General features: G+C 43.1%; 21 protein-coding genes. 10 read left to right on the top strand and 11 right to left on the bottom strand.

Annotated features, from left to right (window positions below; all coding sequences use genetic code 11):
* Positions 1–7: 7 nt before the first annotated feature.
* On the bottom strand, positions 8–448 hold the full coding sequence (locus tag QNI29_RS04885; protein WP_231418432.1) for a hypothetical protein: 441 nt from the start codon (positions 446–448) through the stop codon (positions 8–10).
* Between the two features lie 229 nt (positions 449–677).
* Here QNI29_RS04885 and QNI29_RS04880 point away from each other — a divergent pair, with 229 nt between their 5' ends.
* Entirely contained in the window at positions 678–941 is a 264-nt protein-coding gene (locus QNI29_RS04880) for a NifU N-terminal domain-containing protein (RefSeq protein WP_231418433.1), read from the top strand.
* Positions 942–996: 55 nt separating this feature from the next.
* On the opposite strand, the gene QNI29_RS04875 is transcribed toward QNI29_RS04880, so the two are convergent.
* Both QNI29_RS04875 and QNI29_RS04870 read right to left on the bottom strand, forming a co-directional pair.
* Entirely contained in the window at positions 997–1911 is a 915-nt protein-coding gene (locus QNI29_RS04875) for a BsuPI-related putative proteinase inhibitor (RefSeq protein WP_231418434.1), read from the bottom strand.
* A gap of 72 nt (positions 1912–1983) precedes the next feature.
* Positions 1984–2829 (bottom strand): YitT family protein, encoded by an 846-nt coding sequence (locus QNI29_RS04870; RefSeq protein WP_231418435.1) that lies wholly within the window; start codon positions 2827–2829, stop codon positions 1984–1986.
* Positions 2830–3033: 204 nt separating this feature from the next.
* Between QNI29_RS04870 and QNI29_RS04865 the strand changes: the two genes are divergently transcribed.
* The 5 genes from QNI29_RS04865 (at position 3034) to QNI29_RS04845 (ending at position 8652) form a co-directional block, all read left to right on the top strand.
* Positions 3034–3894 carry a DegV family protein gene (locus QNI29_RS04865; RefSeq protein WP_231418454.1) on the top strand — a complete coding sequence of 287 codons (861 nt, stop codon included), beginning with the start codon at positions 3034–3036 and terminating at the stop codon, positions 3892–3894.
* 63 nt (positions 3895–3957) lie between these two features.
* On the top strand, positions 3958–4095 hold the full coding sequence (locus QNI29_RS04860) for a DUF3941 domain-containing protein (protein WP_231418436.1): 138 nt from the start codon (positions 3958–3960) through the stop codon (positions 4093–4095).
* 352 nt (positions 4096–4447) lie between these two features.
* A complete protein-coding gene (locus QNI29_RS04855) occupies positions 4448–6625 on the top strand; it encodes a beta-propeller domain-containing protein (RefSeq protein WP_231418437.1) in 2178 nt (725 codons plus the stop codon).
* Positions 6626–6792: 167 nt separating this feature from the next.
* Entirely contained in the window at positions 6793–8469 is a 1677-nt protein-coding gene (locus QNI29_RS04850) for a CoA-disulfide reductase (RefSeq protein WP_231418438.1), read from the top strand.
* A gap of 42 nt (positions 8470–8511) precedes the next feature.
* On the top strand, positions 8512–8652 hold the full coding sequence (locus QNI29_RS04845; RefSeq protein WP_231418439.1) for a small, acid-soluble spore protein L: 141 nt from the start codon (positions 8512–8514) through the stop codon (positions 8650–8652).
* A 65-nt stretch (positions 8653–8717) separates the two neighbouring features.
* Here QNI29_RS04845 and QNI29_RS04840 read toward each other — a convergent pair whose 3' ends face one another.
* On the bottom strand, positions 8718–9866 hold the full coding sequence (locus QNI29_RS04840) for an IS4 family transposase (protein WP_284526850.1): 1149 nt from the start codon (positions 9864–9866) through the stop codon (positions 8718–8720).
* A gap of 291 nt (positions 9867–10157) precedes the next feature.
* Here QNI29_RS04840 and yppF point away from each other — a divergent pair, with 291 nt between their 5' ends.
* Positions 10158–10352 carry a YppF family protein gene (gene yppF / locus QNI29_RS04835; protein WP_231418745.1) on the top strand — a complete coding sequence of 65 codons (195 nt, stop codon included), beginning with the start codon at positions 10158–10160 and terminating at the stop codon, positions 10350–10352.
* Positions 10353–10491: 139 nt separating this feature from the next.
* Positions 10492–11367: an SDR family oxidoreductase gene (locus tag QNI29_RS04830; RefSeq protein WP_231418744.1), complete on the top strand. Its 876-nt coding sequence runs from the start codon at positions 10492–10494 to the stop codon at positions 11365–11367.
* 506 nt (positions 11368–11873) lie between these two features.
* Here the strand turns inward: QNI29_RS04830 and QNI29_RS04825 are convergent.
* From QNI29_RS04825 to QNI29_RS04795, 7 genes are all read right to left on the bottom strand, one after another.
* Positions 11874–14162, bottom strand: coding sequence for a glycoside hydrolase family 65 protein (locus QNI29_RS04825; protein WP_231418743.1), 2289 nt, complete (start codon positions 14160–14162; stop codon positions 11874–11876).
* A 65-nt stretch (positions 14163–14227) separates the two neighbouring features.
* Entirely contained in the window at positions 14228–15271 is a 1044-nt protein-coding gene (locus tag QNI29_RS04820; protein ID WP_231418742.1) for a LacI family DNA-binding transcriptional regulator, read from the bottom strand.
* A 24-nt stretch (positions 15272–15295) separates the two neighbouring features.
* Positions 15296–17665 (bottom strand): glycoside hydrolase family 31 protein, encoded by a 2370-nt coding sequence (locus tag QNI29_RS04815; RefSeq protein WP_231418741.1) that lies wholly within the window; start codon positions 17663–17665, stop codon positions 15296–15298.
* 21 nt (positions 17666–17686) lie between these two features.
* Entirely contained in the window at positions 17687–19225 is a 1539-nt protein-coding gene (locus QNI29_RS04810) for an alpha-amylase family glycosyl hydrolase (RefSeq protein ID WP_231418740.1), read from the bottom strand.
* 68 nt (positions 19226–19293) lie between these two features.
* A complete protein-coding gene (locus tag QNI29_RS04805) occupies positions 19294–20136 on the bottom strand; it encodes a sugar ABC transporter permease (RefSeq protein WP_284526849.1) in 843 nt (280 codons plus the stop codon).
* Entirely contained in the window at positions 20136–21440 is a 1305-nt protein-coding gene (locus tag QNI29_RS04800; protein ID WP_231418739.1) for a sugar ABC transporter permease, read from the bottom strand. The genes QNI29_RS04805 and QNI29_RS04800 overlap by 1 nt, the downstream gene beginning before the upstream one ends.
* A 129-nt stretch (positions 21441–21569) precedes the next feature.
* Positions 21570–22850: a sugar ABC transporter substrate-binding protein gene (locus tag QNI29_RS04795; protein ID WP_231418738.1), complete on the bottom strand. Its 1281-nt coding sequence runs from the start codon at positions 22848–22850 to the stop codon at positions 21570–21572.
* 343 nt (positions 22851–23193) lie between these two features.
* Here QNI29_RS04795 and QNI29_RS04790 point away from each other — a divergent pair, with 343 nt between their 5' ends.
* Together QNI29_RS04790 and QNI29_RS04785 are read left to right on the top strand one after the other, a co-directional pair.
* Positions 23194–24948 carry an alpha-glycosidase gene (locus tag QNI29_RS04790; protein ID WP_231418737.1) on the top strand — a complete coding sequence of 585 codons (1755 nt, stop codon included), beginning with the start codon at positions 23194–23196 and terminating at the stop codon, positions 24946–24948.
* 62 nt (positions 24949–25010) lie between these two features.
* Positions 25011–26348 carry an MATE family efflux transporter gene (locus QNI29_RS04785; protein ID WP_231418736.1) on the top strand — a complete coding sequence of 446 codons (1338 nt, stop codon included), beginning with the start codon at positions 25011–25013 and terminating at the stop codon, positions 26346–26348.
* The last annotated feature ends 100 nt before the right edge of the window (positions 26349–26448 follow it).

The raw sequence follows: 26448 nt of genomic DNA, 5'->3' as shown, positions 1-26448 counted from the left end.
GCTGCACCTACTTTTTACGATTTGTCCACTCATCTAGTTTAACAAGTGCCACACCAAAAGCAAGATGAGCAATAAGCCAATATGAAATAGCAGCAAGATCATCAAATGCCGGGGTCTCTTTTATCGCGAGGTCTGTTAGCGGAAAGTACGTTAACGCTGCAAAAGCTGTTAACACAAGGGCCGTAGCCCACCTTGAACTTGCTCTTCCATCCGTTTGGTACTTAACCCAAGCTACATACACAATCGCAATGGACCAGGCAATGATCAGATGAAACAACCATTCCATATAAATCGGCCAATCAATCGAGCCCATAACTGGTATAAAATCCACATTTAAAAGTAATGTATACACCCTTTTACCTGTCGTGTATTCAAAGATCCACAGGATCAACCCTAAGAGAAAGCCCGTTGCTGTTCCGATCCAGAGTCCCTTTTTAATCATGTCCATCCCCCGCTTCCCTATAAGAATCCAATACGTTTAGTATATGAGGACTATACCCTTTCTACCTCTCTTAATCGGCTGAATAAGCCCATCCATCTGTCTTTATTTTAGCAAATTCTTCCTCGTCTCTCTCTAGTTCATGTGAGCGTTCCATGACAAATAGCCCTTCTTTTTGTGCGAACTTCCTCTTTCGTGCTACTATAATGATGGATCTTATACTGAGGAGGTATTCCGGATGAGTGTACAGGCAAAAGAAACGCCGAACCCTAATGCTGTTAAATTTGACAGTGACCGTATGATTTTTGACGGGAATGGAAGCGTATCAGTTATGCCCGGTCAAACGAGCGAACATGCCATTTTGAATGATCTTATGGCGCTGAACGGTGTAGATAATGTATTTGGCTTCCAGAACTTTATCACCGTTAACAAGAAAAACGACGCTTCATGGGATGAACTAAAACAACAAGTCATCGATACAATTGAAGGTCACGGATTTTAATTCCTGACTGAACAAAAAAAAAGGCTGTCCCTCGGGACAAGCCTTTTTTTACTTCTTATTTAAATGTTTCGAGTTTAACAAATTTCTGATTCGTTACAGATCCATCTTTCGCACTCACTTCATACATCATAAGCGTTAATGTACCATTTGATGGAAGATTGTCCTTAGAGATCTCTACAGTGAATTCAAATTCGCCCCAATTCGGTGCGCCCTGGCTCGTTTGAACAGCTGTGTCCGGAACTAACACTCTGTGTCCATCCTCTACGTTATACATAAAGCTTCCTTCAAACACGCGCGCTTCACCTGTTACTGTATATTGACCGTTCTCCCCTTCTACTTTCACATTACGGAAAACTTGATCTTCTGAAGGGATTTCAAACGATTTTTCTACTTGGAATGGCTTCGCTTCAATTGTTTGGCCATTCAGCTTCATAGGCATAACTGTAATTTCCGCTGTATAATTCCCTGGTTGAACGCGTTTCCCGTCCACTTTATAATTCCATTCGGATTTAAACGCTAGTTCTTTCCCAGGCTTAATCTCTTCATTCACCATAGCTTCTGTGAACGATTTTCCTTTTGAGTAACGGTATACTTCTTCTCCGTTTTCATTCTTTACAAGAATCTCATATTGTTGACCAGAAGAAAAATCAAGGTTAATCGCTTTGTCATTACCGTTTTTCAACGCAAAATCAAAAGCTACTTGCTCAATTTCTGGGTTTACTGTAGCCGTCATATCTACTTTTTCTAAAAGAGTTTGAAGGTCTACTTGTTCTTTCTTATCTTCATTTGTTTGCTCACTTGTTTCGTCTTCCGTTTCTTCAGAGGCTTCCGTATCTGGTGATTCTTCTTTTGTTTCATCACCCGTCACGGTCTCAGTGTCCTCAGCGTCTTTCGCTTTCGATTCATTTAAGCTGGCACAGCCTGCGGCAATCAGAAGCATTGCCATGACAATTACAAGAAGTTTTTTCATGCTTGTCACATCCCTTTCTAATAAATTCACCCTGTTAATTAGTCGATGGATCCATCAAATTCGTTTCACTTTTTAGTCACCACGTCGGAAGAACCCGAAAATTCCAGTGGTTTGGACGATGTTTGTAAATGCATTCGGATCAACGTCTTTAATCGTATGTTCGAGATCGTATAATTCATAACGCGTTATGACCATGATGAGCATGTCCTTTTCCTGATTTGTAAAAGCACCACGTGCAGGTACCGTTGTAATCCCTCGTACCATTTTGGAATGGATCGCTCGTTGTAAAGCCTCTGCTTCAGTCGTAATGATCATAGCGGTTAACTTCTCATGACGAGTATGGACAGCATCAATCACACGCGTTGAGACGTAAAGCGTCACAATCGTATAAAGGGCCTTTTCTTCATCATACAATAAACCGGCTAAGATGATAATCAATCCATTTAAAATAAAGAAATAAGTCCCAATTGGTCGATCTTTAATGCGAGACAATACCATCGCCACGATATCCATACCACCTGTAGAAGCACCCCACTTCAATGTGAGGCCTACACCTAACGCCCCGATCACTCCACCAAATACGGAGTTTAAGAGAATATCTGTTGAAAGTTGTTTAACAGGAATCACTTCGAGGAAGAAGGTGGTAAACACAACAGAGATGATACTATAAATTGTAAACCCTTTTCCCACTTTGTACCAACCTAAAATAATTACCGGAATGTTTAAAATAAAGAGTAACACACCAGTCGTAATACCAAATCCTACGTAATCCTGCATAACGCTTGAGAGAAGCTGTGCTACCCCTGTAAATCCACTTGCGTAAACATTCGCTTTAATAAGGAAAAAGTTTAGGGAAATAGCATTTAAAACAGCACTAATTACCACAATTAATATTCGTTTTATTTCTAGAAAAAACATAACGCCCTCCTAATCTACGATCTTTATTCTGTTTAGTATGAGGATGAAAACTATTTCAAACTCCCCTCTTTTCTATATATCATAGAACCCCTATCGTTTAAACCACTTTTTTCTAAATGCTTTGACTATCTTCTTTCCTGCGATTACACTTATGACAATAGGACCACGGTCTTCTAAGATTTATTATAGAAAAGGGTGAAAATGATGACTGTACAAATTATAGCCGATTCGGCATGTGATTTGCCTGCTTCTGTTATGGACGAGTATGGAATTAAGCGTCTTTCTTTAACCGTTCACTTAGACGATCAAGATTATAAAGATGGCGAAACCATCCAACCTAAAGAAGTGTATGACGCAATGAGAAATGGCAAAGCACCTAAAACATCTCAAGTCTCACCGCAGAGTTTCAAGGAACTGTTCGAAAACCTTGCCAAAGAGGGACAGGACTGTTTATATCTCGCCTTCTCATCAGAACTTTCCGGAACCTATCAAACGGCTAAGATGATGCAACAGGAAGTACAAGATGACTACCCTGACTTTAACCTGAACGTTGTGGATACCCACTGCGCCTCGCTTGGTCACGGACTCGTTGTGCTACGAGCCGTGCAATTAGCGAAAGAAGGAAAGTCCCTAGATGAAATTACAGAGCTCTCTACTTACCACCTTCAACATATGGAACACATCTTCACCGTTGATGACTTAGAATACTTAAAACGAGGAGGCCGTATTAGTAAAGCCGCGGCATTCTTTGGCACCATGCTAAAGATTAAACCCCTCCTCCATGTTGAGAACGGCCAATTGATTCCACTTGAGAAAATTCGCGGTGCCAAAAAAGTACTGAAACGAATGACCGAAGTGATGGAAGAAAGAGGCGTAGACCTATCGGATCAACCAATCGCCATCAGCCACGGAGATGACCTCGAACGAGCTGAAAAGTTAGCTGACATGATCCGAGACCAATTTGGCACAAAAGAAATTCATATCCACCAGGTTGGCGCATCCGTAGGCGCCCATGCCGGACCTGGAACCATTGCATTATTTTTCTTAAATGCACCTTATAAATAATCTACCCTCTTTTCACACAATCTAATGATGCATTCTGATCATTAGAGAAAGAGGTGTCTGACTATGGCAACAAGAAATACCGGGGACAACAACAAAAAACCCCTTGATAACAACGCAAAACGAGCACATAAAAACGAACAAAGAGAAGCAGCCCGCCAAAACGGCGAACGCCAATTCTCGAAGAAAACGGATCATAAATAACAAAAGCGTAAGCCCCCGTTTACCCCCGTATAGACTGGACTGAACCGGCGCGAGATAAAGGAAACACGATGAGCCAAAGGCGAATCGATGTTGACTTATCGACCAGAGGTGAGGGAAGTCTACTAGGGGCTGGGGGCTGGAGCTGGACGTAAACAAAAGCCCAAGCCCCCGCTTAGCCCCATATAGACTGGACTGAACCGGCGCTCTGCTTTTGTACAAGGTTATATGATCATCTCTACAATGCCTGAGGTAACCCCCTCAGGCATTTTTCTATAATGGATTGTCTTTTTCCTGAAACTTTTTCCACTAAGAGTCGACTCATACTGTAAACCAAGATGAAAGGGTGACTGAAATGAAACGGGTCCTAATCGCAGCCATTGCTTTTGTAGCCGCTCTGTTTGTTATCGTGTATGGGGTAACCAACTGGGGCGTTTCAGCAGAAGTAAAGGAAGAAAACGAGATTGTGCCGGTCCACAAAGACTGGACGATTACCTTTTCAAAGGAAATGAAGAAAGACAGTTTCACAGATCAGACCGTTCAGGTAAAAAAGAAGAAAACAGGAGAAACCGTCCCTGTTACATTTAAGGTAAGTGAGGATGGAGAATCTGTAAGCATCTACGCACCGAAAGAGGGATACGAGGTGAACGAAGACTATGTCCTTACCATTTCAAAAGGAGTCACTTCTGTCCGAGATGTGGAAATGTCAAAAGACTTTACGTACTCTTTTACAACCTCTAAAGACCTGCCAGCCATCGGCTCAAAAGAAGAATTAGAGGCGCTTTTAAAGAAACTCCAAGAAGAAAATAAGACAGATAATCGATTCCAGCTAGAACAAGCTGAAAACGCAACCGCCGACAGTGCTTCATCGGAATCCGCTAGCACCTCTTCTAAAACCAACGTTCAGGTTAACGGAGTAGATGAAGCTGACCTTGTGAAGAACGACGGAACATACATTTATTATGCCAGGAATCAAGACATTGTCATTGCCAAGGGCACACCAGCCGACGAAGCCCAAGTGGTCACTAGAATTGAAGAAAAGAACTTTATTCCGAATCAATTATTCCTTCATGAAAACAAACTCGTTGTCATGGGCTATAAACACCAGCCCCGAGAGCGACAGGTTGGCGAGGATGAGGCTACAGCCGCCAAGTCTATGATTATGCCTAACTTCAGTAGTCAAGTCGCTGTGCGCGTCTATGATGTGTCTGATCACGCATCACCTGAAAAGGTACGCGAGCTATCCGTCGAGGGGAGCTATTTAACTTCCCGCATGGTTGAAGGACAGATGTATCTGTTAACCAACAAGTACGCCTCCTTCTACCATTTGGAAGAGAAAGAACAACAAGATAAAGAGGTTCGACCACTCTACATGGATTCCGCTGTAAGCGAAGAATTTCAGCCGATCCCCTACGCCAACATGCACCAGTTACCAGGAAGTAAAGACACTTCCTTCCTTACGATGACAAGCTTTAATGTGACGGACAACAGTGAGCCTGCCCATGTAAAAACGTACCTCGGGGCCGGGGACACGGTTTATATGTCAAAAGACAATCTCTATATCGCAGCACGATCGATGAATTACAGGGTTGAGCCGTTCTTTAGAGCAGCTTCCTCTTCCCTTCCTGAAGAGCGTGAACAAAGTACAAAGATTTATCAATTCGCAGTTAACGGCGGAGACGTCACGTACAGCGGAGAAGCTGAAGTTCCGGGTCATCTCATCAATCAGTTCGCGATGGATGAACGGGGTGATTCTTTCCGAGTAGCCACTACAACAGGGCAGTTTTGGAATGATGAGTTGCCGTCATTCAACAATATGTACACATTCGACTTATCCATGACCCCGATTGGCAAACTCGAAGGTCTAGCAAAAGGCGAACGAATCTACAGCGTTCGGTTTATGCAAGAACGAGCCTATATGGTTACGTTTGAACAAGTGGACCCGCTTTTTGTCATCGATCTTAAAGAGCCTATTGAACCGGAAGTCCTTGGAGAGTTAAAGATTCCAGGCTTTAGTGATTACCTCCATCCTCTCGGCGATGACCACTTAATCGGAATTGGTCAAGACACAGAAGTTGTCACGGATAATGGCAGAGAACGAGTCGTTCAAAAAGGGGTTAAGCTTTCTTTATTTGATGTCAGCGACGTTTCGAACCCGATTGAAAAAGACGTGACGACTATAGGCGGAAGAGGAAGTCATACGACTGTTAGCCATGACCATAAAGCCCTCTATCTTCATCCTGAGAAAGATTTATACGGCCTCCCTATAGAGGTATCAGAAGATTACGAGCACAAATATCAGGGAGCCTATTTGTATAAGATTACACCTGAGAACGGCTTTGAACTTCAAACAACGGTGACAAACGAGGAGAATCAAACACCAGAACGACGCTTTGAGTCTCGCATTACTCGTATGGTTTCAATCGACAATACTTTATTCACCCTTTCTGCTGAGGGAATGAAGACCGTTGATTTAACAACAATGGATGAAGGAAAAACCATCTCTTTCCCTGCTCCGCCAATAAATGAATAACGAGAACGAAGCTCCGGGATGTAGATCTCGGAGCTTTTTTATGTCACTTTTTAGACTGAGTCTTATTGTCCTCTAAATTGTCACATACTCCCTTGAAATCGTATTTACTTTCGATTTATTTAAGCATAAAATACGGGTGAGGGTATAAAAGAGAGGATGATTCCATTATGAACCGTAAAATAATCATTGTCGGTGGTGTCGCAGGTGGCGCAACAGCTGCCGCTCGCCTTCGTCGTTTAGATGAACACAGCCAGATCGTCATGTTTGAACGTGGAGCTTATATTTCTTACGCCAATTGCGGTTTGCCTTACTATATTGGTGGTACAATTACAGACCGTAGCAAATTGCTTGTTCAGACGGTTGAGGGAATGAAGTCTCGTTTTGATTTAGACATCCGTACATTAACGGAAGTTGTACGCATAAACCGTAATGAGAAAACCGTGACCGTTCGTCATCATCCAACAGGAGACGAATACGAAGAGAGCTACGATACACTCATCCTCTCTCCGGGGTCCAAACCAATTGTTCCCCCTATACCAGGACTTGCAGAGACCAACTATTTTACATTACGAAATATACCAGATACAGATAAGATCTATTCATTCTTAGAAGAACAACAGCCTAAGCACGCGACCATTATAGGTGGTGGGTTTATCGGGCTAGAACTAGCGGAGAACCTGGTTGATCGGGGACTTGATGTAACGCTTGTTGAGAAATCTCCACAAGTAATGGCGCCAATTGACCCCGAAATGGCGGCTATCGTTCATAAAGAATTGAAACATAAAGGGGTTACACTCCATTTAAATGATGGTGTGAAAGCTTTCGAACACCAAGGAACACAAGTTGTTCTTGAAAGTGGTAATTCCATTGAAACGGACTTTGTGGCGCTCTCTATTGGCGTTACGCCTGAGAATACATTAGCCACGATGGCTGGACTTGAAACGAATGAGCGTGGCGGAATTATAGTAGATGAACAGATGAAAACGAACGATCCTGCTATCTATGCCGTTGGAGACGCTGTCCAAGTAAAGGATTATCAATTTGGTCAACCAACGATGATCCCTCTTGCATGGCCAGCTAACCGTCAAGGACGCCTTGTCGCTGATCATATTTATGGAAAAAACGTACGATACAGCGGTACGCTAGGTACATCGATTGCCAAGGTGTTTGATCTTACCGTTGCGGCCACAGGTAAAAACGAAAAACAGCTAAAAGCGATGGGACTTTCTTATGAAGCTGTTCATATCCATCCGGGATCTCACGCTGGCTACTATCCAAATGCCACACCTCTTGCCATGAAGCTTTTGTTCCACCCTGCTCTTGGCACCATTTACGGAGCTCAAATCATTGGAAAAGAAAGGGCAGATAAGCGCATTGATGTTCTAGCGACAGCGATCAAAGGCGGATTAACCGTTCTAGATTTACCTGATCTCGAACTGGCCTATGCTCCTCCTTACTCTTCTGCAAAAGATCCCGTTAACTTATTGGGATATGTTGCTTCAAATGTTGTTGAAGGAGAAGTCGACATCGTTCACTGGCATGAGATCGATCGTATTGCAGAAAGCGGCGGCCACATTTTAGATGCGCGTACACCTAAAGAATTTAATAAGGGTGCCATTGACGGTTCGATAAACATCCCATTAGATGAACTGAGAGATCGTTTGGTTGAACTGCCTCAAGATGAACCCATTACGGTCTATTGCCAGGCAGGTCTCAGAGGGTATGTCGCAACGAAGCTACTGCAACAGCATGGATTTACGGTAAGAAACCTTGAAGGCGGCTACCTCACCTACTCTGTTTGGAAGAACGATCAACCTACAAAGCTCCAAACCAAAGAAGCATAAGATACGTACCACCTTCACATCCTATACGTGGAGGTGGAAACCATGAGTAAACGAAAAAACAACAATCGCGGCAAAGCTGGCGGGGCGAACATTAACCCACAAGGCTTCACAGAAGACAAAGCTGACCAGCAGCCGAAAACAGAACTTCAACAAAGAGCCAAAACCAAAAACACCAAAATCTAAACCAGATCAGCACGCTTCATCACACCACAGTAAAGAAGCGTGTCTGACATACGGGTGTTGATTAGCTATATTTTACCAGTTGAATTGGATACACTTCGCCAATTTTTGAGAAGCAGCCCAATTTCGATACCAACTTCTATTGGAAGGGTGCTTTTGATAAATTTTCGAGTGAATTCCTTGAAGGAAAGTTTGGTATAAGTTGACCACTTAGGCTGCGTTTCATTAAAGGTGGAACGTAATAACAGGTAAGCGATTAACGTCGCATATACTTGACTTAAAACTTTGTTCTTAGACATTCCAAACGGGTTTGGAATGTCTAAGTTTTGTTTGATCCACCGAAAGAATAGTTCAATTTCCCAGCGCATTTTATAGACTTCTGAAATCTTTTCAGCCTTTAACTTCATTACATTTGTAGCTAAATAGATCGGTTCACCCGTTTCGCTTGGAACCGTAACGATTCGATAGGTGTACGTAGTTTGCGTATTCTTTGCGCCTAAAAAGGCGTTATAATCGGCTACGACAGACCACTCTTCATTAAAGTCAAATTCATTGTGACTTTGAACGTCGTGTTTGATCCCGGCTTTGAGACGAATGACAAACGGCTTTTCCTCTGAGCTCAGTTGATCCAAAAGATCCTTAGCTCCGTAGGCTCGATCAGCGACTCGAATAGCTGGAAAATCCTTATGTAAGAAGATCAAAGGTGCCATCATGATATCACTATCTTTTCCTGTGGTATCGAAGACATGGGTGGGCATTTTTTGATCGATATTAAATTCTGTATGGAGTTTAATCGCATAGAGATGTTTTCGATATTTCGCCCAGCTCCTAGTTTGGTGTCTGAAGGTAATCGTTGTTGAGTCGATCGCGAACAGAGAATAGTCTTTTAAGAATTTTTTCTTTTGGGATGTTGTTAATCGCTGAAGCAATTCTTGAAATAAATCTCTAAAGAATTCATAGGGGACTTCTTGGGCTTTTTTAGAGATCGTGGAGTGATTCAGGGATTCAAAATCTCCCTGTTCCACTAGCGTTTCGGATCCTTCACGATACCCAGTCCAACGCTTCACGCCGGCTTCTAAATAGAAATGAAGAAGGTCTATCGCGGAAAATTTCCTGGCTTTTTCCTCAAAATTATAATCTTGAGCTAACCGCTCCTCTAAGGTTTTGGAAGGAATTATAGATTGTAGAATTTGAATAGGTGTGTTAATTTTGTTCATATAAAGTCACTCACTTTTTGTTTGTTTTCTGTGGTAAGAAACATTTTAAAGTGAGTGGCTTTTTTTGTCTAATTTAATTTACATAATTTGGTTAATCAACACCCGTGTGTCTGACACCCTTTCACACTCTAAAGAACAGAAGCGTGCCAGACACGCTTCTGTTCTTTATTGTAATAAAGTGACTGTAGTAGTTTGTACTTTTCTGAATATTGATACTTTCTTTAAACCTCTTCCATCTTCTTTTATGTATGTTACCATATACTGTAACAATCCATGAGGAGGAATATGATTATGCACCTGGAAGAACTGCTTCAATCCTACGTTAAGGAGTTCAACCAACAACCCGATTCACCCAATGAGTTACTAGACTATTGTCAACGCTTGTATGTAAATGGAGATCTTGATTGTCATACGTATCGTCAGTTATTTCAACACTTACACGAAGAAGGTGCTACATCCTCTCACAATGAAGTCGAAACGGTCTAACCGATGCTTTTTGCATCGGTTTTTTATATGCGCTTTCATACCTCCCTCCACATACTTCCACCTCTTTTCTCCATCACCCTTTCATTCATTTCCCAACTCTCGGACATGATAAGAGAAAAGAATTTAGGAGGCATTGATCATGTCAGGACAACAACAGAACCAACAATCACAAAACCAGCCCCCGCAACATCAAAACCAACAACCAGGGTACGAGTATGAGATGAACCCACTACCAGAATTTATTGACCCTTCCTATAAACCAAGTGGAAAGTTAAACGGAAAAGTCGCTGTCATCACAGGCGGAGATAGCGGAATCGGTCGTGCGGTCGCTGTCCACTACGCAAAAGAAGGCGCAGATGTAGCCATTATTTTCTTGAATGAGAAGCAAGATGCCGATGATACGAAAGCGATCGTGGAACGTGAAGGGAAAAGGTGCCTGTTAATTGGAGGGGACCTTGGGAACGAGTCTTTTTGCCAAACTGCTGTAAATGAAATCATGCAAACGTTTAATGGGATTGATATTCTAGTCAATAATGCTGCTGAGCAACATCCTCAGCAAAACTTTGAAGACATTACATCTGAACAATTAGAGAAAACGTTCCGCACAAACGTATTTGGATATTTTCATATGACAAGAGCAGCTCTCCCCCATATGAAACCAGGAAGTACCATCATCAATACCTCTTCCATCACGGCGTATCAAGGATCAAAAGACTTAGTCGATTACTCCGCCACAAAGGGTGCGATTACAGCCTTTACTCGATCCTTATCTGAACAACTCGTCAGTAAAGGCATTCGCGTAAACGGCGTGGCGCCAGGTCCAATTTGGACACCACTCATTCCCGCTTCCTTCGATGCACAAAAAGTATCTCAATTCGGTTCTAATACACCGATGAAGCGAGCTGGCCAACCGAAAGAAGTAGCACCGGCTTATGTTTATTTAGCTAGTCAAGACGCAGCCTATGTAAGCGGACAAATGATACACGTAAACGGCGGCACCATCGTCAATGGGTAATCCTTTATTAGATTAAAGAGCTACAGTGTGTCAGACACCCTTTCGTGCTTTAACGAGTTGCAGAGTGTCTGACACCCTTTCGTGCTTTAACGGGTCTCAGGGTGTCTGACACGCTTTACTTTTCTACCGCAGTAAAGCCTAGGATCCTGCTCTGAACTTGAGTTGCTTTTGATTAGACTTGAGCCAATTTCCGGGGATTTGAGCCAGTGATTTTGACGTTGAGCCGTTTTCTATCAACTTGAGCTGTTAATTTTACCTCCTGAGTCACTTTTTCCATATTTTGAGCCACTATCCTCACGCTTGAGTCAATCTCCCTCAACTTGAGCCGCTTTCCTCGCGCTTGAGCCCTTCCCCCTCTACTTGAGCCCTTCCCCCTCAACTTGAGCCGACCTCCTCACGCTTGAGCCCTTCCCCCTCTACTTGAGCCGCCCCTCCTCCTCACACTCCCCCCAAAAACACACAAAAGCCCCCTCAGTTAAGAGGGGGCTTTTGCATCTATAATGAATTTAGGGGGTAGCCATTTCAGGTGATTCGATGGTACGTGTTTCTTCATTTAGGACGAGCTCTAGAGGTGTTCCTTCCTCTTGTTCGATCGTCGTTTCATCCTGGTTTACCGTAATCTTCAGAAGATGACCGCGGAAGTTGATCTTGAATGAATAGTCCTTCCACTCTTCTGGAATCATTGGATTAAAGTGAAGGGTTCCATCTACTACGCGCATTCCGGCGAAGCCGTGTACAATGGATAACCAGGAGCCGGCCATACTCGTAATGTGAAGGCCGTCTTCTGTATCATTATTATAGTTATCAAGATCTAAGCGTGCGGTGCGTACATACATTTCATATGCTTTCTCCTCGTACCCGAGTTCTGCTGCCAGGATCGAGTGTACACAAGGGGAAAGACTGGACTCATGCACCGTCATCGGTTCATAGAAATTATAATTACGCTTCTTCTCTTCTTTCGTGAACTTATGATTTAAGAAGTACATTCCTTGAAGCACATCTGCCTGCTTAATGAAGCAAGAGCGAAGAATGCGGTCCCAGGACCAGTTTTGATTCAACGGCAGGTGCTTCTCCTCAAGATCTCCAACAGGCATGATTTCTTTATCAAGGAACCCATCTTGTTGCAGGTAGACTCCCGTTTCTTCATCATAAGGATAATACATTTTCGAAATGATCTCTTTCCATCGATCGAGTTCATTAGAGGATAAACCTAACTGATCAAACAGCTCATTGTAGCGCGTGCCACCTTGTCGTTCAATGAATAACGCTACACCTAGCGTATACTCAAGCGTCCACGCTGCAATACGGTTTGTATACCAGTTATTGTTTACATTGTTCTCATATTCATTTGGCCCCGTCACGCCAAGAATCATATAGCGGTCTTTACGAGGGTTATAATTCACACGACTTGCCCAAAAGCGGCTGAGCTCAGCTAGAACTTCAAACCCATAATCAGATAGGTAAGCCGTGTCGCCGGTATAGTTCGTATAATTCCAGATCGCATGAGCAATCGCTCCATTACGATGGATCTCTTCAAACGTGATCTCCCACTCATTGTGAGACTCTTCCCCGTTCATCGTGACCATCGGATAAAGCGCTCCCTCTAAACCAAGCTTACGTGCATTCGCCCGTGCCTGATCTAAGTGGTTATAACGATAGATTAAAAGATTACGAGCAATCGCCGGGTCCGCTGTGCCTAAATAGAAAGGCAAGCAATAGGCCTCTGTATCCCAATAGGTGCTTCCACCATACTTTTCCCCTGTGAATCCTTTCGGGCCGATATTTAAACGAGGGTCATCTCCTGTATACGTGTTATACAGTTGGAAGATGTTGTAGCGAATGCCTTGCTGCGCCTCTTCGTCACCGCCTACTGTTACGTCAGCCTTTTTCCAGCGCTTTTCCCAGGCTCCCTGGTGTTCTTGGAGCAACTTGTCATACCCTTTTTCAAACGCTTCTGTTGCAAAGGCCTGAGCTTTCTCTGCGAGTTCTTTAGAATCGTAATCCCTGCTTTGGGTAATCGCTACGTATTTATAGAACGTCACCGGTTGCCCTTCTGTAACGGCTACATCCATGACATTATCAATGTATTCCTCCTGGTCATCCATAGCCTGAATGGATACGTCGTCCGCTCCCTCTACCGCTGTTCGCATAGCGGCTGAGACTTCAAATTCTGTCTTACGGGTTTTCATCGTTAACACACCCGCTTGTTCAGAAACCTCATGATGGACTGGCTCCCAAAAGTCTTCATCATAGTTCGCATCTTCGTTTCGCACATCCCCGTTTAAGAAGGGCTGGAATGAGATTGTCCCACTAAAGTTAATAGGCGTTACCTCATATTGAATGGCTATAAGCTCTGGCTGAGCAATGGAGAAGAACCGTGTCGCGTCGACTTGCACATGCTCTCCATTCCCATTTTCAGCTGTGAACGATCGACGCAAAAGGCCGTGTCGCATATCGAGTTCCCTCTTGAACTCCATCACGTTCCATGTGTGTAAATCAAGCTCTTCATTTTGAACAACTACTCGAAGCCCTGTTACGTTTGGAGCATTTAAGACTTTAGCGAAATATTCAGGGTATCCATTTTTCCACCACCCTACGCGGGTTTTATCAGGGTAATAGACACCTCCGATATACGTCCCTTCATGGGTTTCTCCCGTATAGGTTTCTTCAAAATTGCCACGCATCCCCATGTGACCGTTCCCAATACTCATTAAGCTTTCGGCCAGACGATTGTCTTCTGGATGGAGACTTGTTTCAACGACTTTCCATGGATCTACTTCAATGATACGTTTCATAATGGCTCACCTCTGCCCTTCTAAAAGTATGTGGAACCGCATTTCTTATAACGCTCTCTAGATCTCTATGAGGTAGAAGCTCCGTTCACATTTACATGTTGACTGGATTGGCGACGAATCACTTGATAAGGTACGATAATCCGCTTAGCTGGCTCATCTTGATTGTTTACTTTTTCAATGAGACATTTGGCTGCTTGATTTCCTAAGTTATAAATCTGGATATCGACTGTGGTCAGAGAAGGCCTTGTAATCTCTGAGATATAAAGATTGTTAAAGCTTACGATGGATACATCATCAGGGACTCTGATCCCATTCTCTTCAAGCATTGTGACTACCCCGATACTCATTAGGTCATCGACAATAACGACACCTGTAGGAGGTTCATCAAGCTTAAACAACTGATGAACAGCTTCACGGCCACCAGACTTTAAGAACTCCTTGTGAATCTGGTACTCATCCCGGAGTGGAAGACCCGCTTTCTCTAACGCCATCTCGTAGCCACGCATACGATCTTGTGTGACGACTAAGTCTGTGTCCCCTCCGATAAACGCAATTCGTTCGTGGCCCTGGTTAATCAATTCATTCGTAATATCAATAGATGCATTCACATTATCGTTATCGACATGCGTAATGCGGTCAATGTGTTCACACGGTTTCCCGACAAGAACAAACGGAAAATCTTTCTCAAGTAAGAAGTTAATCACGTTGTCATTTACTCTTGAATAGAGCAAAATAATGCCGTCTACACGATTTCCATAAACCATACGCTGAACACCTTCATACACTTCATCTTCCGTTTCACCCGTCGAGATATATAAAGAATAATCCAGTTCATGAGCGACTGAACTAATTCCTCGTAATACTTCAGGAAAGAACGGGTTTTGAAGTGCTTTATCGGCCGATGACTTCATCACAATGCCAAGCGCTTGTGTAGATTTATTGGCTAAACTTCTTGCGTTTACATTCGGGTGATACCCTAAGTCTTTCATGGCTCTCCTTACCCGCTTCTTCGTATCCATGCTGATTCTAGGGTGATCGGCTATGACTCTTGAAACAGTAGAAGGAGCAACATTCGCTGCTTTTGCTACGTCTTTTATTGTAATTCCCATTATTCTCACCTTCTTAACATCGATTCAGGATTCTGTCGTAACGTCTACTTTCAAACCCTGCTCGGTCCAAACTCCTGATTGTACCTCTCCATTTATCCGCACTTTCTGATGATCTTCTAAACCATGGAGGACAAAGGAACACTTCTTATATGGTAATGACCATTCCAATTCATTCTTGATGGATATGGCTACTTGATCTTCTTGACACTCTATGGATATTCCAAGCTTCATGGCTTCACCCCTACGATACTTGGTTGTCTCCCCATCATCATCGTAAACGATCGTTTCATAGTTGCCTTTTGTATGCGCATAAGCATGAAGCTCTAATTCTTGTTGTTCTTCCTTCGCACGCTTTCCGGATGGACGTTTAGCAATGACGGTCCCTCTCTTCACAAAAAGCGGCAACGTATCAAGCTCAGCATGCACAAGATGAGTTGTGCCTCCTTCGTAAACCGTACCTCCGAAGTAATCAACCCACTCTCCTCCTGGTAAGTAAACAGCTCGATCTGTGACTTCTGGCTGCATAATAGGCGCCACTAACGTATTGTCACCAATCATGAACTGATCGTATAGGCCATAGGTTTTCGGATCACTAGGATATTCTAGCATGAGAGGCCTCATAATCGGGAGACCCGAGGTATGAGCTTCATAGAATAATGAATAAAGCTGTGGAAGCCACTCATATCGCAACTGAATATACCGTTTTATAATCGTTTCATATTCCTCACCAAATTGCCATGGTTCTTGATACAGGGTTCCAATTGCTGAATGGTTACGGAAATAAGGAGTAAACGCTCCTACTTGCGTCCAGCGAGTCAGTAATTCCCCATTTGTATCATGGGCGAATCCACCCACATCCGGTCCTGTGAATGCCACTCCTGACAAACCAAGATTCATACACATCGGCAAGGACATCTGCAAGTGTTCCCAGAAGCTCCGGTTATCCCCTGTCCAAACAGAAGCATATCTCTGAACTCCCGCAAACCCAGCTCTTGTTAACAGAAATGGACGTTTCCCATCCAAATTCCTTTCAAGCCCCTCATAGGTTGCTTTCCCCATCAGAAGACCGTACAAGTTGTGTAACTGACGATGCGTTTTCGGATCACCGTCATGTTTATGGATGACGTCTGTATCCATTGTTTTTGTTTCATTGAATACAGCCGGTTCATTCATATCGTTCCAAATGCCTTCTATGCCAAGGTCTGTATAAAATTGATGTAAATTCCCCCACCATCTTCTGGTACGTCCATCTGTGAAATCAGGAAAGGCGCTGACCCCTGGCCAAACATCACCGAAATAAAGGTCTCCTTCAAGATATTTGCAGAAGTGATCATTCCACACACCATTTTTATAGGTGTCATACTCCGGATCCTTCTTTACGCCTGGATCGACAATGGGAACGATGCGGATGCCATCTTCTTTCAGATCTTCTACCAGCTTCTTTGGATTCGGGAAGCGATCTTGGTCAAAGGTGAAAACACGGTACTCGTTCATGTAATGAATATCAAGATAAATGACATCTAGTGGGATTTCTTTTTCCTTAAACGTCTTCGCTAATGCGCGTACCTCTTCTTCACTCTCGTAACTGTAGCGGGATTGGTGGTAGCCAATAGCCCACTTTGGTGGCATCGGCATTCTCCCTGTAATGTGCGTGTATTGTTCAATTACGTCTTTAGGCTCTGCTCCGGCCAAGACGTAATAATCAAGCTTTCCGCTCTCTCCTTTAAAGGAGTACGTTTCTTTTTCTGTTTTTAAATCAAAGGTGGTCTTTGAAGGATTATCAAAATAAATCCCGTAAGCCCGTCCGTTTCGTAATGCCATAAAGTAAGGAATGGATTGATACAAAGGATCTGTTTCCGGGTTGTGAGGAGCATAGACATCTGTATTCCACATCGTCAACGATTCTCCGCGCTTATCCAAGAAACCGGATTTCTCCCCGAATCCGTAAAAACGATCTTCAGGTTCCATTTTCTTAAAGCAAATCACTTCACCTGTCTCCTTAAAACCAATGCCTCGATTGCCTTCCCCTACAAGCTCTTGTCCGTCGGGAGTGAATACCGATAATCGAAATGATTTCTTCTCAACAGATGCTACAAGCCGATCCGAAGTGATTTGAACCCTGTCTTCCGTTTCTTCCACCGTAAAATCGACTTCCTCAGGGTGAGCAACCACGGCCGGAGTCGAATTAAGCTCCGGTAGCCCCGCTCTGTCCATCACAACTCGGATAATATCCGAGCGATAGAATTGAAGATGAACATAAGCCCTTTCACACGTGAACGTCACCCCACCATTCCTTCTCTGAATGGATGTAATACTTCCAACATCCTGATACAACGCATGTTCTGTTGCCAGATTCTGCCCAGGATGTATGGCGAAACTTGTATCTTCAAGCATTCCATTCCCTCCTTTCTACCATTACTCTGATTGAGTTTTCTTGTTCTTACGGCTAGTAAGAACAACAAATGCTATAAAGCCTCCCATAACAAGAGCGAGTACTCCAAAGAAAATCCAGTTGAGCCCTGTATCTTCTTCGACTATATAGACATCCGCCGTTTCACGGTCAAGTCCAATTTCATACTCTCCGCTACCATTATCTCGTACGATCGAATCGTAAATCAGCCCTCTGAGCTGCTGTCCTTCAACGACTTCGCCGAGTACAGCTGATTTCGTTTCTTTACTATTATTAATGGCCACATACGCCGTTTGATCTTCATAGGTTCGTTTGAATACGCCAAAGGCACCTTCATCAATGACTTGCTCAAAATCCCCTTGGGTCAGTACCGGAAACTCCTTCCGAATCGCAGCGAGTTGCTCCATATGTTGCTTTAATTCTTCGTCTCCAGCTTTGAAATTCATCATGCGACGATTATCTGGATCATCTCCTCCATCTAATGGAATTTCAGACCCGTAATAGACAATCGGCATACCTGGAGCTGAATACATGTACGTAAGAGCGAGCTTCCAGCGTGTAATCGGGTTTTGCTTCGCCTCATTCGCAAGTCTTGTAAAACGCTTGTTGTCATGGTTATCCATGAACGTTCCGAGCGAGTGAGGGTTTTCATAGAACGCTAAATTCCGCTGCCACACATTTCCGAGTTCAGATACCGATTGACCCGGCTCTTTAAAGATTTGGGTAGCGGTTTCAAAAAATGGATAGTCAACGAACGAATCAATGCCTACTTCTTCATAACCGGCAATATAGCGTGGATCCTCGCTCCACACTTCACCCATTAAGAAGAAATCAGGATCAATGCTTTTGACGTGCTCACTAAACTCCTTCCAGAAGTCTTTTGGCACGTGCTTGACGGTATCTAAACGAAAGCCGTCTACTCCTGTTTCTTCTATCCAATATTCAGCTGCATCAAATAAGTATTCTTTTACTTCCGGGTTTTCCGTATTTAAATCCGGAAGACCTGAAAGCCAGGAATTCTCAAGCTGGTCCTGTGAACTTCCGACCATGCGAGACTCTTCATGGAACCAATCCTCTTTCGACGGATCCGTGAGCCACTCATGTTGATAGCCTGTGTGGTTCACTACAAAATCAAAGACCACTTTCATATCCCGCTTATGAGCTTCTTCTACTAATTTCTTCGCATCTTCCATCGTTCCAAAATGCTCGTCTACTTTCTTAAAATCGCTAATCCAGTAGCCGTGATAGCCCTTTGGTTCGTTTTCCATAATCGGTGTAATCCAAATCGATGTAAAACCTAAATCTTTAATGTAATCAAGCTTCTCAATAATTCCTTCAAGATCCCCACCTTGATAGGCTTTGGGGTCTTTTGGGTCTACATTGTAATCATTCGAAGTATCCCCATTGTTAAACCGATCGACCATAATAAAATACATTAACTCATCTTGCCAGCTTCCTTCTTCTTTTTCCGCAGCTTCGGCTCCGAAGGCGTAAAAAAGAAGAAACGGAATCATGACGAGCGTAGTCAACACGCACTTTTTCATTTTCCGCTCCTCCTTTAGGATCGTATTCTCTCAAACTCTAGAATACATGAAATAGTAGCCTTCTGCCATTACCCTTTTGTTGCACCAGATGTTAATCCGGAGATGAGGTAACGCTGTAAGAATAAGAATACGAGCGCAATCGGGATGGCAATTAAGATAGACCCAGCCGCAAATCGAGTGAAGTTATTGGCAAACTGGTTGTTGATAAAGTTGAATAATCCAAGAGCTAATGTAAAGTTCTCAGGACTTGAAAGCACAATTCGCGGTAATAAGAAGTCTGTAAATGGAGCCATAAAGTTAAAGAGCGCCACTACCGCTAAGATCGGCTTCGCAAGAGGAAGCATGATTTTAAAGAATACCTGGAAGTGTCCCGCACCATCCATGCGTGCTGCTTCATCTAATTCACGAGGGATCGTATCAAAGTAACCTTTAACAAGCCATGCGTTAAATGGAATTTGACCGCCTACGTAAATTAAGATTAAGCCCCATAAGTTGTCTAGTAATCCAATTAGGTTTAAAAGAATGTATAGAGCTACCATTCCCATTAATGCCGGGAACATTTGAAGAAGCAAGAATGCGTATAGTCCGTTCTTTCGTCCAACGAACTTGTAACGAGAGAATGCATACGCTACAAATGACGTAATGATAACGGACGCTACAGAGTTTACAACGGCTACGAATACACTGTTCTTATACCAGATCAAGTAATCACTGCTTGGATCTGTAAACAACCATTTATAGTGTTCAAATGTAATGTTCTCTGGAATCATGGAAGATGAGAACATATTCGTACCTGGATTTAACGAAATTCCGACTGTCCACAGGAGCGGATAGGCGATTATGATGAACATGAACAAAATAAACGCGTATATGAATCCCATCTCAAGCCGAGATTTTGTCTTTTTATTCATTACATCTCACCTTCCTCTTTATAGGCTGCTGTTTTTCTAAACTGATAGAATGCAAAGGCAGAAACAACAAGTCCCATAATAATGGTAATGGCCGCTGCCATGTTGTAGTTATTCGTATCGAACGTTAATTTGTAAACCCACGAAATGAGAATGTCGGTACCGCCGGCATTTTGACCACGCACGGCTGGCCCACCTTCGTTAAATAGATAGATAATATTAAAGTTGTTAAAGTTCTGCGCATACTGCATGATGAGTAGCGGCGCAGTGGCAAACATGATGTGTGGGAATGTGATGAAACGGAATTTCTGTAAACGCGTCCCCCCATCAACATCAGCTGCTTCGTACATATCTCTTGGTATACTTTGCAGAACCCCTGTAAATAACGCAAACACAAACGGGAATCCAAGCCATGTCTGAATCATAATTAAAGCGACTTTACTCCACGTTGGGTCTGTTAACCAAGGGATCATCAGACCGAACTGGCTTAAGATATCTTTGTTGATCGCACCGAATGTATCGTTAAACATCGCAGAGAAGATTAGGATCGTTACGAAAGCTGGAACGGCCCAAGGAAGGATTAAGAACGTACGAATCGTTCTCTTAAATTTCACACGCTCATCATTAACTAGAAGCGCTAAGAATAGTCCAAGAGCAATTTGTAAAGTCGTTGCTACGACTGTCCAAACAATGGTCCAGCTCAATACATTTAAGAAAGATTTCTTCCAAATTGATATCGATACCAGATCAACGAAGTTCTGGAACCCTACCCAGCTAAGTAAATTTCTTGGCGGGGAATTGTATAAGTTGTAGTCGGTAAAAGCTAATGAAATCATAAAGGCAAGAGGTAATACAACAATAAATACAAGCATAATTAGACCAGGTCCGACCATCATGTATGGGAAACCTGCATCATAGGCATCTTTAATTTGTTTACGTACAGATGGTACTCGCTCCCCTTGAGCTAACAGGCGTGCATCGCGCTTGGCATCAATGATGTTATACACATAGAGCGTAACAGCAAAGGCGATCACGATTAAACTAACGAGCCCTTCTATTAATAAGATAATGGAATGGTCTTCCCCTTTTACTTCACCTAACGTAATGAAGCCCCACACCCCATGAATGATAAAGTTCAACATAGTGATCAGGAAAGCTGCTTCAATGATGATGAAGATAATTCCTTTTAGTAGTCTCTTATTATAGATTTGCCCTAAACCTGCAAATACAAGCGAGAGGATTGTAGCCAGTTTAACGTTATGATCTTTTTGCTTCACATCTTTGGTAGCAGGTGATGGTTGTGGCATACTCGTTTCCCCCTTTGTGCTTCATGGTCTCCTTATAGCAGGAGATAAGTGGCTTACCGCCGTGCAAGCGGTTGCTCAAATTTTGAATAATAAGTGGATAGGAGAGCCCCCTCCTATCCACCCTTCTTGTTACTGACCGCTTGCTGCGATCTGATCTTTAATAATTTGTACGGTTTCTTCCATAACTGCTTTCGGGTCATCCCCTTGAGCTAGGAATTGAAGAGCGTTACCCGCTGGTTCCCAAACTTGTTGCATCGCTGGAACAGATGGCATTGGCTCACCGTAGTTTGTTTGCTCTGCAAACGCTGCAGTTATTGGATCCTCAACGATTGCTGAGTCTTCAAGTAAAGCTGTGCGTGGAGGAATTTCTCCAGCCATTTCATAGTAAGTCATCGCATTTTCTTCGTTTGTCATAAACTTCATAAGGTCTGTAGCCCATTCTTTGTTTTCAGAGAAAGAAGAAAGCATCCAAGCTTTCACCCCTACGAAGGATTGCATGCGCTCACCATTCGCTTTAGGAAGCGGAGCCGCGCCAAGGTCATCGCCAAGTGCTTCTTCGTAACCAGGACGAGACCATGGGCCTGTCATAACAACCGCTGCTTTACCGTCGTTAAACAAACCGTTCATAATATCAGGGTTTACTTCTTTTGGAATATAGCCTTCTGTGAAGAATGTTTGAATGTTACCAGCACCTTCAACAGCGCCTTCATTATCTAATCCAATGTCATTTACATCGTACGTACCGTCTTCTTTACCAAATACATAGCCTCCAGGACCAGCGAAGAACGGATAAGCAAAGTAGAAGTTGTTTAATTCAGCTAAGAATCCATAGTTTCCACCACTTGTTTGTTCTTCTGCAATCGTCATCAGCTCATCCATTGTTTCAGGAGCTTTGTCGATCATAGATTTGTTGTAGAAAAGACCATACGTTTCAATTACAGCTGGTGCACCCCAGATGTCACCATCATAAGTCATCGCACTAATTGCTGTATCTGTGAATCCGTCTTTAGCGTCACCTAGATCAACTGGCTCAGCAAGACCACGTACAACAAGGTTTCCTAAACGGTCATGAGGTTGGAAGAATAGATCCGGACCGTTACCAGTAGGACCATCTAAGTCTAATTTCTCTACTTGGTCTGTCATGCTAATACGATTCATCTCAATGTTAATTCCTGTTTCTTCTGTGTATTTATCAGTAATCTTTGTAATAGCTTCAACCTGTTTATCATCGTCATTTACCCAAATCTTAAGTGTATCAGGCTTGTCAGATTCTCCTTCAGTGGATTCTCCGCTGTCACCTGACCCTCCTTCAGCTGTTTCGTCGCCGTCGGAACTGTTGTCACCGCTACAAGCAGCAAGAACTCCAACGGATAGTACCATTGCAAGTAAAAGCATCAGAAACTTTTTCATTACAATTGACCTCCCCTTTTGATCTTTTGCAACCGTTTGCATTAAACTCTAAAAAAATATAGTTTTCTAGATTAATTGACGCTTTGTGTAAGCGGTTGCACTTGTCTTACCTTTATTATACATATAATTTCTCATGACACAAATACTTTTTTTAATTTTTTCAAAATTAATGTGTCAACCTTATGACAAGCAGGCTTTTCCAAACATTTTAGTTCTCTGAATCGCTTTTTGAATCTGGTATTTTCTAATTGACATCTTTATCCGATTAAAATAGCCTTTAAGTATCAAAGAACATGCAAGCGCTTGCTTATAGATTCGTAAACTACTGAAGAGGAGTGGCTTTATGCTACGAGAAGCAATTTACCATCGTCCAACGAACAACTTTGCCTATGCCTATACGAAAGAAGAACTTCATCTTTACTTACGTACTAAAAAAGGAGATGTCGATCAAATCGAACTGATTCACGGAGACCCCTATCACTTTGAGAAGAAAAGTGGATGGCAATATGAAAAATCTCCTATGACGTGTTCTGGCACTGACGCTTTGTTTGATTATTGGTTCACTTCTGTAAAACCTCCCTACCGCCGCCTTCGCTACGGCTTTAAACTGACAGACAGCCAAGAATCGATCGTGTACGGAGAAAAAGGATTTCTAGATGAACCAACATCAGAAGACATGGGCTTTTATTTTGCTTTCCCTTTCCTTAATGGAATTGATGTCTTCACGCCTCCTGAGTGGGTGAAAGATACAGTATGGTATCAGATTTTCCCTGAGCGATTCGGAAACGGAGACCCTTCATTGAATCCAGAAGGTACCGTTCCCTGGCGCAGTGAAGAGCCAAAAGTCGACAACTTCTTTGGCGGTGACTTTGAAGGGATTATACAACATCTTGATTACTTAGTTGAATTAGGCATTACAGGCATTTACATGACGCCGATCTTTAAAGCCTATTCGAACCATAAATATGACACCATTGATTACTATGAAATTGACCCTCAATTTGGGGATAAAGAAACCTTTAAGAAATTAGTAGATACCTGTCATGAGAAAGGCATCCGTGTCATGCTTGATGCGGTCTTTAACCATAGCGGTTACTACTTCCCTGCCTTTCAGGATGTTTTAGAAAATGGTGAAGATTCGATTTATCAAGATTGGTTCCATACGAGAGAGTTCCCTCTTCAAGAAGAGCCTCACCCAAATTATGATACGTTCGCCTTTGAGAAATCGATGCCTAAGTTAAATACAGAAAACCCTGAAGTAAAAGATTACCTTCTTGGGGTCGCCCGCTACTGGGTAGAAGAATTTGATATCGATGGATGGCGCTTAGATGTTGCGAATGAGGTCGATCATCAGTTCTGGAGAGAATTCCGATCCGTCGTGAAATCAGCTAAAAAGGACGCGTACATTTTAGGTGAGATTTGGCATGACTCGATGCCGTGGTTAGAGGGAGACCAATTTGATGCGGTCATGAACTACCCGTTCACAGAAGCTTCCTTAAACTACTTCGCCAAAGAAAAAATGAACGCTTTAGAATTCTCCGATGAATTAACGAAAGTACTTCATATGTATCCAGACAACGTAAATGAAGTCCAGTTTAACCTGCTTGGCAGTCATGACACACCGCGAATTCTGACAGAAAGTAAAGAGGATAAAGATAAAGTGAAGCAACTCTTCCTCTTCCAGCTATCCTTTATTGGAACACCTTGCATTTACTACGGAGATGAGATTGCGATGACAGGCGACCATGATCCAGGTTGTCGCAAGTGTATGATTTGGGAGGAAGAAGACCAGGACCGTGAGATGTTTACCTTCGTTCAGAAGCTCATTCAATTACGTAAAGACATTCCAGTATTCGGGAATCACGGAGACTTCCGCGTATTGCATGCAGACCCTGAACAGAATACGCTTATTTACAAAAAATCAAATGCAGATACCACGCTTCTGTTTATTTTAAATCCCACCGATTCATCAAGATCCATCCCGATTCCAGAAGCTTATCAAGACCTAAAAGGGACGGATGTATGGAGTGGGGATACGTTAGATTTGTCTAATTCTACTACATTAGAACCTTACCAGTTTCAAATCATTCACTATTAAAGTCAGAGAAAGAGGGATCCATAGGGATGCCTCTTTCCTTCTGCTTATGAGGAGCCCCCATTATGAAGGCACAATCCAAAACGAAAATGACCCTTTTCTCGTTAACCTGGCCCATTTTTATAGAAATCATGCTCCATATGTTAATGGGAAATGCCGATACACTGATGCTCAGTCAATATTCCGATCACTCTGTAGCAGCTGTAGGGGTGTCAAATCAGATTCTATCCGTGGTCGTTGTGATGTTTGGCTTCGTCGCAACCGGAGCCGGTATTCTCGTTGCCCAGCATCTTGGAGCGAATAAGGACGAAGAAGCAGGATCCATTGCGATCAGTTCGTTAAGTCTGAATTTATGGTTCTCTCTCCTATTGAGCACAGGATTATATCTCTTCAGTGAACCCATCCTTCGAGTTATGGATCTTCCTCGGGAGCTAATGGATGAGGCGCAGCTGTATTTGCGTATCGTCGGAGGCTTGATTTTCATACAAGCCCTGATAATGACCACTGGAGCTGTGCTAAGAAATTACGGCTTCACGAAAGATGCGATGTACGTCACGATCGGAATGAATATTATCAATGTGATCGGAAACTACTTTGTTATATTCGGTCCGTTTGGATTTCCTGTCCTTGGCGTGGAAGGAGTCGCCTATTCCACTGCAATCAGTCGCTTTATCGGCTTCATCGTCTTAATTGGATTGCTAATTAAGCGAAGTGAAGGGGAACTTCCGCTTCGTTCATTCTTCCGTTACCAGAAGAAACACGTCTACGGACTACTCAGAATTGGCGTCCCCTCCGCCGGTGAACAGCTCTCCTATAACGCAAGCCAAATTGCTATTACGTATTTCATTGCCCAAATGGGGACAACGGCCATCACAACGAAAGTGTATGCGCAAAATATTATGATGTTTATCTTTCTCGCGGCCATTGCCATCGGTCAGGGAACCCAGATTCTGATAGGGCACTATATTGGTGCTAAGAGATTAGAAGATGCCTATAAACAAGGACTCAAAAGCGCCAGATTAGCCATTGGAATTTCTGTCGGAATGTCGATCATCGTTTATTTCTTTAGCGATGCATTACTCGGGATTTTCACATCCAATGAAGCTATTATCGAGAAAGGCTCACTTTTACTGCTCCTGACCATCCTTTTAGAACCAGGCCGAGCAACAAACCTAACCGTCATCAGCTCCCTCCGTGCAGCAGGCGATGTCCAATTCCCCGTTATCATCGGAATTCTATCCATGTGGGGCATCAGCGTAACCTTCGGCTGGTTCTTCGGCCTCTACTTAAACATGGGACTAGCCGGAATCTGGATCGGCTTCATCACAGACGAATGGCTCCGCGGGCTCCTTATGACGAGGAGGTGGAAGAAGAGGAAATGGAAGCAAAAAGCCTTCGTCTAACTCTCACGTTAACGCTCTAAAGAAGATCAGCGTGTCAGACACCCTTTGGTGCGTTAGGGCGTGAAAGAAGCTACTCCTAAGTTTGGAGTAGCTTCTTTTT

The sequence above is a fragment of the Pontibacillus chungwhensis genome, from assembly GCF_030166655.1.
Classification (GTDB): domain Bacteria; phylum Bacillota; class Bacilli; order Bacillales; family BH030062; genus Pontibacillus.
Note: the sequence above shows the minus strand (reverse complement) of the source record. Positions and strands in the feature narration are given on the sequence as shown.

Excerpts from the sequence above, each read along its gene's own strand:
- QNI29_RS04785 (WP_231418736.1), top strand. The coding sequence starts at position 25,011 with ATGAAGGCACAATCCAAAACGAAAATGACCCTTTTCTCGTTAACCTGG.
- QNI29_RS04860 (WP_231418436.1), top strand. The coding sequence starts at position 3,958 with ATGGCAACAAGAAATACCGGGGACAACAACAAAAAACCCCTTGATAAC.
- QNI29_RS04850 (WP_231418438.1), top strand. The coding sequence starts at position 6,793 with ATGAACCGTAAAATAATCATTGTCGGTGGTGTCGCAGGTGGCGCAACA.
- QNI29_RS04880 (WP_231418433.1), top strand. The coding sequence starts at position 678 with ATGAGTGTACAGGCAAAAGAAACGCCGAACCCTAATGCTGTTAAATTT.
- QNI29_RS04790 (WP_231418737.1), top strand. The coding sequence starts at position 23,194 with ATGCTACGAGAAGCAATTTACCATCGTCCAACGAACAACTTTGCCTAT.
- QNI29_RS04830 (WP_231418744.1), top strand. The coding sequence starts at position 10,492 with ATGTCAGGACAACAACAGAACCAACAATCACAAAACCAGCCCCCGCAA.
- QNI29_RS04845 (WP_231418439.1), top strand. The coding sequence starts at position 8,512 with ATGAGTAAACGAAAAAACAACAATCGCGGCAAAGCTGGCGGGGCGAAC.
- QNI29_RS04800 (WP_231418739.1), bottom strand. The coding sequence starts at position 21,440 with ATGCCACAACCATCACCTGCTACCAAAGATGTGAAGCAAAAAGATCAT.
- QNI29_RS04815 (WP_231418741.1), bottom strand. The coding sequence starts at position 17,665 with ATGCTTGAAGATACAAGTTTCGCCATACATCCTGGGCAGAATCTGGCA.
- QNI29_RS04805 (WP_284526849.1), bottom strand. The coding sequence starts at position 20,136 with ATGAATAAAAAGACAAAATCTCGGCTTGAGATGGGATTCATATACGCG.
- QNI29_RS04810 (WP_231418740.1), bottom strand. The coding sequence starts at position 19,225 with ATGAAAAAGTGCGTGTTGACTACGCTCGTCATGATTCCGTTTCTTCTT.
- QNI29_RS04865 (WP_231418454.1), top strand. The coding sequence starts at position 3,034 with ATGACTGTACAAATTATAGCCGATTCGGCATGTGATTTGCCTGCTTCT.
- QNI29_RS04840 (WP_284526850.1), bottom strand. The coding sequence starts at position 9,866 with ATGAACAAAATTAACACACCTATTCAAATTCTACAATCTATAATTCCT.
- QNI29_RS04875 (WP_231418434.1), bottom strand. The coding sequence starts at position 1,911 with ATGAAAAAACTTCTTGTAATTGTCATGGCAATGCTTCTGATTGCCGCA.
- QNI29_RS04870 (WP_231418435.1), bottom strand. The coding sequence starts at position 2,829 with ATGTTTTTTCTAGAAATAAAACGAATATTAATTGTGGTAATTAGTGCT.
- QNI29_RS04855 (WP_231418437.1), top strand. The coding sequence starts at position 4,448 with ATGAAACGGGTCCTAATCGCAGCCATTGCTTTTGTAGCCGCTCTGTTT.
- QNI29_RS04795 (WP_231418738.1), bottom strand. The coding sequence starts at position 22,850 with ATGAAAAAGTTTCTGATGCTTTTACTTGCAATGGTACTATCCGTTGGA.
- QNI29_RS04885 (WP_231418432.1), bottom strand. The coding sequence starts at position 448 with ATGGACATGATTAAAAAGGGACTCTGGATCGGAACAGCAACGGGCTTT.
- QNI29_RS04825 (WP_231418743.1), bottom strand. The coding sequence starts at position 14,162 with ATGAAACGTATCATTGAAGTAGATCCATGGAAAGTCGTTGAAACAAGT.
- QNI29_RS04820 (WP_231418742.1), bottom strand. The coding sequence starts at position 15,271 with ATGGGAATTACAATAAAAGACGTAGCAAAAGCAGCGAATGTTGCTCCT.
- yppF (WP_231418745.1), top strand. The coding sequence starts at position 10,158 with ATGCACCTGGAAGAACTGCTTCAATCCTACGTTAAGGAGTTCAACCAA.